Source organism: Congregibacter variabilis (genome assembly GCF_045689235.1).
In the GTDB taxonomy this organism is placed as follows: Bacteria; Pseudomonadota; Gammaproteobacteria; order Pseudomonadales; family Halieaceae; genus Congregibacter; species Congregibacter variabilis.
Genome location: NZ_CP136864.1, coordinates 3,275,793 through 3,287,865, shown reverse-complemented (window position 1 = coordinate 3,287,865; position 12,073 = coordinate 3,275,793). Strand labels below are relative to the sequence as shown.

Sequence of the window (12,073 nt, the reverse complement as noted above, 5' to 3'; positions counted from 1 at the left end):
TTCCAGTACTTAGTGGTGATCATGGCTGCCTTGGGTATCGGGCGCTGCGCGCTGAACCTGCGCATCTGCGCAGACCTCGCCCTCGCTCGTTTGCAAACAGACAGGCACAATATCGCCCTCAACAGGTGTCGTCTCCAAACCCATGAGCATGATATGCAAGCCACCTGGCTCCATGCTAATCGCCTCACCCGCTGCAAGATCCAGACTATCAACGGCGCGCATCGATGAGCGACCGCCCTCGAGGCGCGTTTCGTGCAGGCTGGCCATACCGACATCAGAGTGGACACCCGTGATCGACACCGTGCCTGCAGTGAGATTGCGCAACTGTAGGTAAGCAGCAGTCATATGCTGTCCGGGCGGCATTGCCCGCACCCAGGCACCAGAAACCTCGGGGACCTGTGCGAATGCGTTCACGCCAACAACAGTAAAAAGCGCTAACAGGGGAACTCTAAGATCAATCATGAACCAAAACTTCCTCCAGGGAGTAAATATCTGCCTGTGCCGGTACGTGGCCTTGTCTGACTCAAGTTTAGCAACATGCGAGGGGCAACACCGCATTGCATCACGTTGTTTCGCGGCAGACAGAGCTTCTGGGGAGACGGCCTACCTGGCGATCAAAAATGGTGGCAAAAGACCCGCCAGGCAAACACGCACTACATCTGTGCATCTTGAGCACGTTACACTAGGCAGAATCGGCAAGGCCCTACTCATGACATTACGTTCAGCGACACATTTTGCAACAGCAACTCCCGCGCGAGGTAGGCGTTCTGTGGGCCTGCTGTTTGCCCTTTGCTCGCTCCTGTGGACGAGCACAGTGCTCGCGCAGTCCACAGCGCTCAGCCAAAGCGCCTTAACATCCGCTGCGGCGCCCCTGGGCAATGAGTTTGTTGAGCAAGAGTTTCTGCCGGTAGAAGAAGCTTACCCGCTGGCCGTAGAGCCCATATCCAGCAATACGCTGCTTCTTATCTGGCAAATGCCTCCGGGTTACTACCTTTACCAGCATGCGTTTCGCTTCGAATTTTCCAATGGCACCGAGTCATCAACACTCACGCCGGAGTTTCCATCGGCAATTGTGCGAGAGGATGAATTCTTTGGCCGCGTTGAGGTGTATTACGATGGCGTGGATATTGAACTCCTTACGCCAGGCCCCCTTGCAGGAGGGCAGCTTCGTGTGACCTCCCAGGGCTGCGCAGACGCGGGGCTTTGCTATCCCCCGCGCACGCAAACTTTCAACATCGACGAAAACGGTGAGATAAGGGAGATAAACACTCCCGCCCGCAGAGCGCCCAGCAGCTCTTTGCTCCCAAGTAATCCGGCTCCCAGCCAGAGTTTGTTGTTCATGATGCTGCTGGCTTTCGCGGGGGGCATCATCCTCAACCTCATGCCCTGTGTTCTACCCATCCTCTCGCTGAAAGTGCTGGGATTTGCGTCAGCACCGGTGAATCAACGTCGACGTCATGGCTGGCTTTACAGCGCCGGCGTGATTTTGAGTTTTTTGTTGGTGGCCGGCATTCTGCTGGGCTTACGTGGAGCAGGACAGGCTATCGGATGGGGGTTCCAGCTCCAGTCACCGGGTTTTGTCATTGGTCTTGCCTATCTGTTTGTGGTCATGGGACTGGCGCTCAGTGGCATGGTGGAGCTGGGCAGCCGATTTATGAACCTCGGTAGCGATCTGGCACAAAGCGGTGGCTCCACGGGTAGCTTCTTTACTGGCGTGCTCGCGGTTGTGGTCGCAAGCCCCTGTACCGCGCCCTTTATGGGTACCGCACTGGGTTATGCGCTGGTGCAACCACCGGCGCAGGGTCTGAGCGTGTTCGCCGCGCTTGGCGCAGGCATGGCCGCGCCAATGCTGCTGCTGTCCTACAGCGAAACTGCCAGGAAATATCTGCCCCGCCCGGGCGTATGGATGGAACGACTCAAGCAGGCGCTGGCATTTCCCCTCTACGCAACTGCCTTGTGGTTATTCTGGGTCGCGGGACGCCAAACCAGTGTCGATGTTATGGCTGCCACACTGTTTGGCGCGTTGTTAATCGCGCTGGGACTATGGCTCTGGCGGGGTTCCTTCCTGGCCAAAAGCACTGCGCTTGCCTGCCTTGTGGTAGCGATCGCCCTTGCGACCTGGCGCCCGGCGCACCTGGGCAGTGATGAATCCACACTCCCTGCGGGTACCGTGGCCTATACGCCCGAGTCACTGAACCAGCTCATTGCGGAGGGTCAGCCGGTTTTCGTGGACGTAACCGCTGATTGGTGCATCACCTGTCTTGCAAACGAGCGCGCCGTGCTGCTGACCACTAAGGTCCAGGAGGCGTTTAGAGATGCCGGCGTCACCTACATGATCGCTGACTGGACGGATTACGATCCGATCATCGCTGATTTTGTCGCCAGCCACGGCCGCAGTGGCATTCCGCTGTACGTGCTGTATACCGGCCCTCAGGCGCCGACGGTGCTACCCCAACTACTGCGCACCCAAACCGTACTCAAAGCCCTCGAGGGCGTTGCAGGACCGTGACTGGATTGTTCCAGGGTAGTTTAGTGCGGCTATAAAGCGGCTAAATTCGGCAAAAAGACAGCCATCTTCTACAAAGTAGGCTTATTTCTGGACAAATGAGCCAATTTAGGCAAGACTCTCGCCCAAATAAGAGTGTTCGAGTGTCTCATGGCCCGAATTTTAGTCTTGCACGGCCCAAATCTGAACATGCTTGGTGAGCGAGAGCCCGGAATCTATGGCTCTGACACCCTGTCAAGCATTGATCAGCGCCTGATGGCGCTCGCCAATGAAGCCGACTGTGAACTTGAGACCTTTCAGAGCAACGCCGAAGCCGAACTGATCGACACGGTCCATCGGGCACGCGGCCTGAACATCGACTTCGTCATAATTAACCCCGCTGCATTCACGCATACAAGCGTCGCCCTGCGCGATGCGCTCGCGGCGACTGATCTACCCTTTGTCGAAGTACACCTCTCAAACGTGCACGCGCGCGAACCATTTCGGCACAACTCCTATTTTTCGGATCTCGCTGTCGGCGTGATCTGCGGTCTGGGCCCGCTGGGCTACGAAGCCGCGCTCCAGTTCGCTCTACAGCATCTAAATACAACTTCTTCGCAAACTGCCAGAGGCTAGCTCATGGATATTCGCAAGGTTAAAAAACTGATCGAACTGCTGGAGGAATCCGGCATCGGCGAGATAGAAATTAAAGAAGGCGAGGAGTCTGTGCGCATCAGCCGTGGCATAAGCGGCATCCCTGCCCCCGCGCCCAACTACAGCTATCCACCACCCGCCCCGGTTGCCGCAGCGCCTCTGGCACCCCAGGCTGCAGCGCCCGCAGCGGCCCCGGCTGAACTCGATAGTAAGCCCACGACCAGTGGCACTATCGTCAAGTCTCCCATGGTGGGGACTTTTTATCGCTCGCCCTCGCCCTCTTCACCAAGCTTTGTCGAAGTCGGGAAGACCGTGCAGGCAGGTGATGTACTGTGCATCGTCGAAGCAATGAAGATGATGAATCAAATCGAAGCCGAAGTGTCGGGCACCATCGAAGCGGTGCTTGCCAATAGCGGCGAACCAGTGGAGTTCGATCAGCCACTGTTCTCTATCGTTTAAACAGGCGGGTAATCACAACATGTTGGAAAAAGTGCTTATCGCTAACCGCGGCGAAATTGCGCTGCGGATCCTGCGCGCCTGTAAGGCGCTGGGCATCCAAACGGTCGCCGTTTACTCCAAAGCAGATGCCGACCTCATGCACGTTCGCCTCGCCGACGAAGCCATATGTATCGGTCCGGCCGGGGCCGCGCAGAGCTACCTGCACGCGCCGGCAATCATCTCGGCTGCCGAGGTCAGTAACGCCGACGCCATTCATCCCGGCTATGGCTTCCTTGCTGAGAATGCCGATTTTGCCGAGCAGGTAGAGCAGTCGGGGTTTATCTTCATCGGCCCACGGTCCGAAACCATCCGTCTCATGGGAGATAAGGTATCTGCCAAGGATGCTATGAAGGCCTCCAACGTGCCAACGGTTCCAGGCTCCGATGGCCCACTGCCGGATGATCCCCAGGAAATGATTGAGATCGGCCGACAGGTCGGTTATCCCGTAATCATCAAGGCTGCAGCAGGCGGCGGCGGGCGGGGTATGCGCGTAGTGCACAACGAAGCCGCTCTGGTGAACTCGGTGCAAATCACCAAGAGCGAAGCGCTCGCGGCCTTCGGCTCCGATGTGGTGTACATGGAAAAGTATCTCCAGCGTCCCCGCCACGTAGAGATACAGGTGATTGCCGACGGCAACGGTAACGCCATCCATCTGGGTGATCGTGACTGTTCACTGCAGCGCCGCCACCAGAAAGTCATCGAAGAAGCTCCTGCACCGGGGATTGACGAAAAAGCCCGGGCCGATGTGGCCGCGGCCTGCGTGAAGGCCTGTCAGGAAATCGGCTATCGCGGAGCGGGAACTTTTGAATTTCTTTACGAGGACGGCGGTTTCTACTTCATTGAGATGAACACCCGGGTACAGGTGGAGCATCCGGTAACCGAGCTGATTACCGGCGTGGATATCGTGCGCGAGCAGCTGCGTATTGCCAGCGGACTGCCAATTTCGGTGGCTCAGGAAGACGTGCGTTTCACCGGCCATGCGCTTGAATGTCGTATCAATGCAGAAGATCCGCAAACCTTTATGCCATCGCCCGGGCGAATCACGACGTTTCATGCACCCGGTGGACCAGGTGTGCGCGTCGATTCACACATTTATGATGGTTATACGGTGCCGCCCTTCTACGACTCGCTCATCGCCAAGATCATCAGCTACGGCGAAGACCGGGATCAGGCCATGGCGCGTATGCGTCAGGCGCTCGACGAGCTCGTGATCGAAGGTATCAGGACCAATACGCAGCTGCATCGGGAACTGGTGCGCGACGCGTCGTTTATGGCCGGTGGTGTGAGTATCCATTACCTGGAAAGCAAGCTCGAAGACGGCTGAAGAATCATGAGCTGGCTGCAGCTGCGAATGGACTGCGGCAAAGCTCAGGCCGAGTCGCTGGAAGACGCGCTGCTCGCCGCGGGGGCGCTTTCCGTTACTTTGGAGGATCGGGAAGACGAGCCACTTCTGGAGCCCGCGGTCGGCGCTACCCCTCTATGGAAAGCTATCCGCATCACCGGCTTGTTTAAGGCCGACGCTGATATGGATCAGGTGCTGACGGTCATCGGTGATCTTGATGGCGCCGCCACCGCCCGCATTGAGATCCTCGAAGACAAAGACTGGGAACGGGAGTGGATGCAGCACTACGAACCCATGCGCTTTGGCGAGCGGGTCTGGATCTGTCCCAGCTGGAAAGAACCTCCGGACCCCGATGCGATCAATTTATTGCTCGACCCTGGCCTCGCCTTTGGTACGGGCACCCATCCCACAACCGCTATGTGCCTTACTGCTCTTGACGGTATGGCGCTGGACGGCGCGCGGGTCGTCGACTTTGGCTGCGGATCCGGAATTCTGGGCATCGCCGCTCTGCGTCTGGGCGCAAGCCAATTGCTGGCAGTGGATAACGACCCCCAGGCACTCACGGCCACGGCCGATAATGCCACACGCAACGACATCGACCCGAAGTGCCTTCAGATTGCACTCCCCGGCAACTACGCCCCGCAAGGGTGGCAAGGCTCAAGCAACCTTGTGCTGGCCAATATTCTGGCTGGGCCCCTGGCGGCACTGTCAGAGGAGCTTTGCGACTTCTTGGCACCCGGGGGGCATTTGGTGCTCGCGGGACTCCTCGATACCCAGGCAGACGAGCTCATTGCACACTACGCGCCCCGACTTGAGCTGTCGGTTCTCCAGCAGCAGGCCGAATGGGTCTGCCTTGGGGGAAGTCTCCCCTGATTTTGGTCAAAAAATGAGCACTTTTTAGCCGCAAAGCCTTTTTTGCGAAGCCCCTCTCACGTAACATTGCGCGTCCCTTGAGCCAGCCCCCATACGGATCCGCAAACAGCACCCCAATGCTAACCATCGGCCCCCATCAGACCGCCAATGTCGTGGCTCTCGCACCCATGGCGGGCGTAACAGACCTGCCTTTTCGGCGTCTTTGCGCACGCTTCGGAGCGGGATTGCTGGTCGGAGAGATGGTCCACTCGGACCCTCGCCTTCGGGAGTCACGCAAAAGCCAGCAGCGTCGGCGACACGATATGGAAATTGATCCGCGCTCGGTTCAAATTGTCGGTAACGACCCGCATCTTATGGCCGAAGCAGCGCGCTATAACGTGAGCTGTGGCGCGCAGATCATTGATATCAACATGGGGTGCCCGGCAAAAAAGGTCTGCCGTAAGGCCGCAGGCTCGGCGCTGCTGGCAGATGAGCCCCTCGTCGCCTCGATACTTCGGGCCGTAGTATCTGCGGTGAGCGTCCCGGTGACGCTTAAGATTCGTACCGGCGCAGATCCGGAACATCGCAATGGGCCCAGTATCGCTCGCATCGCCGAAGACGCGGGCATCGCTTTACTGTCCGTCCACGGCCGCACTCGCGCCTGCGCGTTTAGTGGGGAAGTCGAACACGACACCACCGCAGAAATCGTTAAAGCCATCGACATTCCGGTTCTTGCCAATGGCGATATTCGCAGCGCCGATGATGCTCGTGCTGTCTTGGCGCACACGGGAGCCGCTGGCGTCATGATTGGCCGAGCCGCTCAGGGCGCACCCTGGCTTCCGGGCCTGGTGGCAAATGCTATCGCCGACGGCTCTTCCGCTGCCCCAGCATTGGCCACGCAGTACGCGGTAATGCTTGAACACTTAAAAGAGCTGCATGCGTTTTATGGCGAGTTTTCAGGCTCCCGCATTGCTCGCAAACACATCGGCTGGTATCTGGATGGACATCCGGGACTACAGGAAGAAAAACGCCTATTTAATAGACTCGACGGGGCCGCGGAGCAAATCCTCTTCCTCGACACTCTCTTTAACGAACTTGACCAACAGGATCTCGCTGCATGAGTAAGGCCGAAGCTTTGGCTGAAAGCGTCGCAACACCCAGTGCTCTGTTTCAACTGACCCAGTCCAGCGAGGCGGCGACCGTAGCGTCCCTCAGAGAGGCTGTGGATCTGTTTGTCCGTCGCTATCTCGATGAGATGGATGGCGAGATGAGCACGGACTTTTATGACCTTGTGCTGTCTGAAGTAGAAGCGCCGCTGTTGCAGGCCGTCATGGAGTACACCCGGCAGAATCAGAGCCGCGCATCAACAATGCTCGGGCTTAACCGGGGCACGCTACGCAAAAAACTCAAGCAATACTCCATCAATAATCGAGGACCCGCGCTGTGAACACAGTCAGCACAGACAATGACGACTATCAGGTACGCCGCGCTCTCATCAGCGTCTCAGACAAAACAGGCATCGTCGAATTTGCCAGTGCCCTGGCAGCGATGAACGTTGCACTGCTGTCCACCGGTGGAACTTACCGACTGCTCAGCGAAGCGGGTCTTGAGGTCACCGAGGTCGCCGAGCACACAGGTTTTCCAGAGATGATGGACGGAAGGGTAAAGACACTCCATCCGAAGATACACGGTGGAATCCTAGGTCGCCGGGGCGAAGATGATGCCGCGATGGCCGAGCATGGTATCGATGCCATCGATATGGTGATCGTCAATCTCTATCCGTTTGAAGCAACCGTAGCCGACCCCGACTGCAGCCTTGAGAATGCTATTGAAAATATCGATATTGGCGGACCCGGCATGCTTCGCGCCGCCGCCAAAAATCACGCCTGGGTCAGCTGCGTAACCCGCGCAGAGGACTACCCCCGCGTCCTTGCTGCAATGCGCGACAAAGACGGTTGCGTCCCCGGCGCGATGCGGCGAGATCTCGCAGTGCGCGCCTTCGAGCACACCGCAGCCTACGACGGTGCTATTGCTAACTACCTGGGTGCCCGATTAGAAGAAGATACCGTCACGCACGGACGCACACTCAACCTGCAGTTTCACAAAGTGCAGGACCTGCGATACGGCGAGAACCCCCATCAAGGGGCCGCTTTTTATCGTGAGCGTTCTGCCGTGGGACCCTCTCTTGCAACATCTACGCAAGTTCAAGGAAAAGCCCTTTCCTACAATAATATTGCCGATACCGACGCCGCGCTCGACTGCGTCCGCCAGTTTGCCGAGCCCGCCTGTGTCATTGTTAAACACGCCAACCCCTGTGGTGTGGCCATCGGCGAAGACAGCCTGACAGCCTACGAACGCGCCTATGCAACGGACCCTGAGTCCGCTTTTGGCGGCATCATCGCCTTCAACCGCGAAGTGGATCGATCCACGGCACAGCTCATCATCGAACGACAGTTTGTCGAGGTAATCATTGCGCCATCGGTCAGCGATGCCGCAGCCAAGGTGCTAGCCGAGAAGAAAAACGTCCGTGTACTGACAACCGGATCGCTCATGGACCCCGTGTCTGGACTGGATTACAAGCGCGTTGCTGGAGGCCTGCTGGTTCAGGATCGCGACAGCGTAGTGATAAACCCGGATGACCTTAGGGTGGTGACTAAACGACTGCCCACGGAAGATCAGGCACGGGACATGTTGTTCGCCTGGAAAGTGGCCAAGTATGTGAAATCCAATGCCATCGTGTATGCCAGCGATGAACAGACCATCGGGGTTGGAGCAGGCCAGATGAGCCGGGTAAATTCTGCCCGCATCGCGGTAATCAAGGCTGAACACGCAGGACTTGAAGTTCCCGGATCCGTAATGGCCTCGGATGCTTTCTTCCCCTTCAGGGACGGCATCGACAACGCCGCTGCCGCCGGCATCACCGCAGTGATACAGCCCGGTGGTTCCATGCGCGATGAGGAAGTGATCGCCGCTGCTGATGAACATGACATGGCCATGGTGTTCACCGGCGTTAGACACTTTCGTCATTGATCAACATCCAACGCAGTTAAACAGAGCACAGTTGCAATGAACGTCATGGTATTGGGAAGCGGGGGTCGGGAGCATGCGCTGGCCTGGAAACTGGCGCAGTCAGCGCGGGTCGGTCGAGTGTTCGTGGTGCCGGGCAATGCCGGCACGGCATTGGAGCCCCTCCTTGAAAATGTTGACCTTGATCTCGCAGATTTTTCCGCTCTGTGCGCGTTCGCCCAAGATCAGCAGGTCGAACTCACTGTTGTCGGGCCAGAGGTTCCCCTGGTCGCGGGCGTAGTCGACTACTTTGAACAACAGGGGCTGCGTTGCTTTGGCCCCAGCGCTGGTGCCGCACAACTGGAAGGCTCAAAAGCGTTCAGCAAAGACTTCCTTGCCCGCCACAACATTCCTACCGCGAACTACGCCACCTTTACCGAGGTCGACGCAGCGCTGAGCTATCTGCGTCAGCAGGGAGCACCCATCGTAGTAAAAGCCGATGGCCTCGCCGCGGGCAAGGGCGTGATCGTCGCTGAGACTCTGGCTCAGGCGGAAGAAGCTGTCACCGACATGTTGTCTGGCAACGCATTCGGTGAGGCAGGCTGTCGAGTAGTCATCGAAGAGTTTCTGGACGGCGAAGAAGCCAGCTTTATTGTAATCAGCGACGGTGAAACAGTGCTTCCCATGGCCAGTAGCCAGGATCACAAACGCATCGGCGAAGGGGACACCGGTCCAAATACCGGTGGCATGGGTGCTTACTCCCCGGCACCGGTAGTTACTGAGGCTGTCCATCAGCGCGTGATGGATGAGGTCATCATGCCCACCGTGCGAGGCATGGCCGCCGAAGGCAACCGCTACGTCGGGTTCCTCTATGCGGGCCTAATGATCACAGCTGATGGCGCGCCTAAAGTTATTGAATTCAACTGCCGCTTTGGTGACCCGGAAACACAACCCATTATGCTGCGCCTGCGAAGCGACCTGGATCGCCTTTGTGACGCGGCCATTGATGGCGCACTGGGTGACCAAGAAGCCCGTTGGGACATCCGTCCTGCCATGGGTGTAGTGCTTGCTGCCGGAGGCTACCCTGGTAGTTACGCTAAAGGTGCAGTGATCGAGGGTCTGGACAGCGAGCAGGACGAAGACAGCAAGATCTTTCATGCCGGCACAGGCCTGGATCCCATTTCAGGCAAGGTGTGCACCAGCGGTGGCCGCGTCTTATGCGTCACAGCCCTGGGCGACACTATTGCCGATGCCCGGGATCGCTGCTACCGCGCGGCAGCCAAGATTAGCTGGGAAGGTATGACGCTTCGAAGCGACATTGGCTGGCGCGCCATCGAGCGCTATCATCAAGACTGAGCCCAAACTGATAATTGCATTGTGACGAGACGCCTGACATTTTTAGACAAGCTTATCTGCGAGGCCGATACGGTCATGCGCACACTGAGCAGCCGTGGCAACACAGCTGGTCGGCCTTCTCCTGCCCGGGGACACAGCGAAACAGAACTGCCCCCCCCCAGTAAAAAGCACGTGGCGGCACTCATGCGCGTCAATCATACCGGCGAGGTCTGCGCCCAAGCCCTTTATCAGGGGCAGGCACTCACTGCCAAACTGCCAACAGTGCGCGAAGAAATGCGCGAGGCCGCCGCCGAGGAAGTGGATCATCTGGTGTGGTGTGAAGAGCGTTTGCGACAGCTAAACAGCCAACCCAGTGTTCTTAATCCAGCCTGGTACGGCCTGTCGTTTGCCATCGGCGCGCTCGCAGGCGCAGTGGGTGATGCCGTAAGTCTGGGTTTTGTGGCCGCAACCGAAGAGCGTGTATGCGCTCACCTGAAGGACCACCTGCGTCAGCTACCAGAGGATGATCGTCGTTCGCGATTGATATTGCAGCAGATGCTTGAAGATGAGGAGCGTCATGGCGAAAACGCCCTCGCCGCCGGCGGGCAAAACTTCCCGCGACCCGTCAAAACAGCCATGACTGCGCTATCCCAGGTGATGACGCGAAGCAGCTACTACGTTTAGTCAACCAGCAGCGGTATCCGCCACCTCATAACTGTGAGTAATTTCTACGCCGGCAGCTCCGAGCATGATCGATGCCGAGCAGTATTTTTCGGCAGATAACTCTACTGCGCGTTTTACATGATTGTCTTTTAATCCCGCACCACTGACCACAAAATGCATATTCAGACGGGTAAATACGGCAGGCACAGCATCAGCCCGCTCGGCCTGAATCTCTACGCGACAATCCTGCACCGGCTGACGGGATTTCTTAAGCATGCTGATAACGTCAAACATGGCGCAGCCGCCGGTGCCCATGAGCAGCATTTCCATGGGCCTGGGACCCAGATTGCGCCCACCTAAATCTTCTGGCCCATCCATAACAACAGAGTGTCCCGAGCCGGACTCCCCCAGAGACATCGCTCCATCTACCCATTTGACCGTAGTCTGCACGACACGCGCTCCTGTGAATGCTAGAAAGGGCGCGAATGTAGCACAACCGTAAAGAATCGAAAGTACGGCGGGGATTTGCCTGTCGCGCCTCTCGGGGTACACTCTTCGCACCAAAAATTGAAGGGTCTGATCATGCTTCGTCCGCAGCTTCTGCAAGCCATACCTAACGTTGAGGATTTTCTGCGGTTTTGTGAAACCAAAGAGTACGCGAAGGGTAAAACGATCCTGCGCGAGGGCGAGAAAAGCGAGAAGCTCTATTTAATCCTCGACGGTTCGGTCACTGTCATGGTCGAAGATGAACAGGACGAAGACCACAAGATGGTAGTCAGCTATCTAAACCTTGGGGACTTCTTCGGCGAGATGGGCTTGTTTGCCGAGGAAGAAGAAACCAGCAGCGCCGAAGTCATCACGCGCGAAGCTAGCAAGATTGCCGAGATTTCTTATGAACGCTTTATCAAAATCAAATCGCAGTTTCCTGACATTCTGTTTGGCATTGCCTCACAAATGTCCAGTCGCCTTAGAAAGACCACCTTCAAACTAAAAAACCTGGCTTTTGTGGATGTTTCCGGTCGTATCGCGCATACGCTCATCGACCTATCCAAACAGCCCGATGCAATGACCCACCCCGAGGGCATGCAGATCAAGATTACCCGTCAGGAGTTGGGCAAGATTGCCGGCTGCTCCCGGGAAATGGCTGGAAGAGTACTCAAAACTCTTGAACAGGAAGGCTTAGTGTCAGTGGCAGGTAAGACCATAGTGGTTTACGCCGCACATTAAGGCATTGCTGG

The 12,073-nt window shown here is 57.3% G+C and carries 13 protein-coding genes; 11 read left to right on the top strand and 2 right to left on the bottom strand.

From position 1 onward, the window contains the following. Nucleotides 1-9: 9 nt before the first annotated feature. Entirely contained in the window at nt 10-462 is a 453-nt protein-coding gene (locus R0135_RS14650) for a copper chaperone PCu(A)C (RefSeq protein WP_407347662.1), read from the bottom strand. Between the two features lie 247 nt (nt 463-709). Between R0135_RS14650 and R0135_RS14645 the strand changes: the two genes are divergently transcribed. From R0135_RS14645 to coq7, 10 genes are all read left to right on the top strand, one after another. Then, entirely contained in the window at nt 710-2,509 is a 1,800-nt protein-coding gene (locus R0135_RS14645) for a protein-disulfide reductase DsbD family protein (RefSeq protein WP_407347661.1), read from the top strand. A 147-nt stretch (nt 2,510-2,656) separates the two neighbouring features. Next, on the top strand, nt 2,657-3,121 hold the full coding sequence (aroQ, locus tag R0135_RS14640) for a type II 3-dehydroquinate dehydratase (protein ID WP_407347660.1): 465 nt from the start codon (nt 2,657-2,659) through the stop codon (nt 3,119-3,121). A 3-nt stretch (nt 3,122-3,124) separates the two neighbouring features. Continuing rightward, on the top strand, nt 3,125-3,598 hold the full coding sequence (gene accB / locus R0135_RS14635) for an acetyl-CoA carboxylase biotin carboxyl carrier protein (RefSeq protein ID WP_407347659.1): 474 nt from the start codon (nt 3,125-3,127) through the stop codon (nt 3,596-3,598). A gap of 19 nt (nt 3,599-3,617) precedes the next feature. Beyond that, nucleotides 3,618-4,961 (top strand): acetyl-CoA carboxylase biotin carboxylase subunit, encoded by a 1,344-nt coding sequence (gene accC, locus R0135_RS14630; protein ID WP_407347658.1) that lies wholly within the window; start codon nt 3,618-3,620, stop codon nt 4,959-4,961. A 6-nt stretch (nt 4,962-4,967) separates the two neighbouring features. Continuing rightward, on the top strand, nt 4,968-5,852 hold the full coding sequence (prmA, locus tag R0135_RS14625) for a 50S ribosomal protein L11 methyltransferase (protein WP_407347657.1): 885 nt from the start codon (nt 4,968-4,970) through the stop codon (nt 5,850-5,852). A 116-nt stretch (nt 5,853-5,968) separates the two neighbouring features. Next, the gene (dusB, locus tag R0135_RS14620) at nt 5,969-6,952 is read left to right on the top strand and encodes a tRNA dihydrouridine synthase DusB (protein WP_407347656.1); all 984 of its coding nucleotides are present in this window, start codon (nt 5,969-5,971) and stop codon (nt 6,950-6,952) included. Further along, nucleotides 6,949-7,278 (top strand): DNA-binding transcriptional regulator Fis, encoded by a 330-nt coding sequence (fis, locus tag R0135_RS14615; RefSeq protein ID WP_407347655.1) that lies wholly within the window; start codon nt 6,949-6,951, stop codon nt 7,276-7,278. Before dusB ends, fis begins: the two co-directional genes overlap by 4 nt. Then, nucleotides 7,275-8,861 (top strand): bifunctional phosphoribosylaminoimidazolecarboxamide formyltransferase/IMP cyclohydrolase, encoded by a 1,587-nt coding sequence (gene purH / locus R0135_RS14610; protein ID WP_407347654.1) that lies wholly within the window; start codon nt 7,275-7,277, stop codon nt 8,859-8,861. Before fis ends, purH begins: the two co-directional genes overlap by 4 nt. Before the next feature lie 36 nt (nt 8,862-8,897). Beyond that, entirely contained in the window at nt 8,898-10,193 is a 1,296-nt protein-coding gene (gene purD / locus R0135_RS14605) for a phosphoribosylamine--glycine ligase (RefSeq protein ID WP_407347653.1), read from the top strand. 75 nt (nt 10,194-10,268) lie between these two features. Beyond that, a complete protein-coding gene (gene coq7 / locus R0135_RS14600; RefSeq protein ID WP_407347652.1) occupies nt 10,269-10,856 on the top strand; it encodes a 2-polyprenyl-3-methyl-6-methoxy-1,4-benzoquinone monooxygenase in 588 nt (195 codons plus the stop codon). Here coq7 and R0135_RS14595 read toward each other — a convergent pair whose 3' ends face one another. Continuing rightward, complete coding sequence (locus tag R0135_RS14595; RefSeq protein WP_407347651.1) at nt 10,857-11,285, bottom strand: OsmC family protein; 429 nt, start codon at nt 11,283-11,285, stop codon at nt 10,857-10,859. A 132-nt stretch (nt 11,286-11,417) separates the two neighbouring features. Here R0135_RS14595 and crp point away from each other — a divergent pair, with 132 nt between their 5' ends. Further along, on the top strand, nt 11,418-12,062 hold the full coding sequence (crp, locus tag R0135_RS14590) for a cAMP-activated global transcriptional regulator CRP (protein ID WP_407347650.1): 645 nt from the start codon (nt 11,418-11,420) through the stop codon (nt 12,060-12,062). Nucleotides 12,063-12,073: the final 11 nt, after the last annotated feature.

Bases quoted from the DNA above. Each gene is read 5' to 3' on its own strand.
- R0135_RS14650 (WP_407347662.1), bottom strand. From the start codon at position 462: ATGATTGATCTTAGAGTTCCCCTGTTAGCGCTTTTTACTGTTGTTGGC.
- R0135_RS14645 (WP_407347661.1), top strand. From the start codon at position 710: ATGACATTACGTTCAGCGACACATTTTGCAACAGCAACTCCCGCGCGA.
- aroQ (WP_407347660.1), top strand. From the start codon at position 2,657: ATGGCCCGAATTTTAGTCTTGCACGGCCCAAATCTGAACATGCTTGGT.
- accB (WP_407347659.1), top strand. From the start codon at position 3,125: ATGGATATTCGCAAGGTTAAAAAACTGATCGAACTGCTGGAGGAATCC.
- accC (WP_407347658.1), top strand. From the start codon at position 3,618: ATGTTGGAAAAAGTGCTTATCGCTAACCGCGGCGAAATTGCGCTGCGG.
- prmA (WP_407347657.1), top strand. From the start codon at position 4,968: ATGAGCTGGCTGCAGCTGCGAATGGACTGCGGCAAAGCTCAGGCCGAG.
- dusB (WP_407347656.1), top strand. From the start codon at position 5,969: ATGCTAACCATCGGCCCCCATCAGACCGCCAATGTCGTGGCTCTCGCA.
- fis (WP_407347655.1), top strand. From the start codon at position 6,949: ATGAGTAAGGCCGAAGCTTTGGCTGAAAGCGTCGCAACACCCAGTGCT.
- purD (WP_407347653.1), top strand. From the start codon at position 8,898: ATGAACGTCATGGTATTGGGAAGCGGGGGTCGGGAGCATGCGCTGGCC.
- coq7 (WP_407347652.1), top strand. From the start codon at position 10,269: ATGCGCACACTGAGCAGCCGTGGCAACACAGCTGGTCGGCCTTCTCCT.
- crp (WP_407347650.1), top strand. From the start codon at position 11,418: ATGCTTCGTCCGCAGCTTCTGCAAGCCATACCTAACGTTGAGGATTTT.